1 protein-coding gene is annotated in these 697 nt (G+C 34.3%); it reads left to right on the forward strand.

What is annotated here, in order from left to right:
• The first annotated feature begins 107 nt into the window (after positions 1 to 107).
• Complete coding sequence (locus ACFIL8_RS11865; protein WP_375613387.1) at positions 108 to 404, forward strand: hypothetical protein; 297 nt, start codon at positions 108 to 110, stop codon at positions 402 to 404.
• Positions 405 to 697: the final 293 nt, after the last annotated feature.

The following is a 697-nucleotide window of genomic DNA, read 5'->3' on the forward strand; positions in this document are numbered from 1 at the left end:
GAGGCTTTAGACCATGTTATTTATGATCCATACGGTGGTATTGAATATTCGGTTGAGTTAAAAAAATAGCATTTTCGCTGCTACCACATAGAATATTGACAATTATTATGAACCAAAAGGTGTCTATTACCCCTAGACCATATTTAATCTTTGAAAACCTTCCTGTTGATAGACAAATTAATATGTCACCTAATCCTTACAATTTAGATGCGTCTTGTAAAAGTGGCTATATTAGCGAAAATTTAATTATGATGTTTTCTTTATTGATCGGAGAGCCTTATTCAATTAAGTTTGAAGGCGAACATATAGTAAATAACCTAGTTCCTTTAGAGGATAATAAAAAAGATTATACAGGATTAGGATCTGAAGTTGAGTTAGATTTTCATATGAAAATGCTGCACTAAAATTTATAACGGATTTAAATTTATCTCCTAAAGGGGATACTTTTATCTGGTGTTCGCAATGGTGTTGATGGTCCGTTAACGATGATGCACGTCTAGCTTTAAAACTTTTAAGTGAGGAGGATTTGAGGAGCTTCAGGGATAATTTATATATAATTAATGTTCCCTATAGATGGAGAAAAAATGGGGTAACTTCTACAAGTAAAGTGCCCCTCGTTCAAGGGGACGGTGAATTCCCAGATATCAGCGCTGTTTTTTATCCAGGCATGTTAGAGCCACAGTCAAAAAAAGCCAAG

The organism is Bartonella sp. AP57NXGY, from assembly GCF_042195805.1.
Lineage (GTDB): Bacteria > Pseudomonadota > Alphaproteobacteria > Rhizobiales > Rhizobiaceae > Bartonella.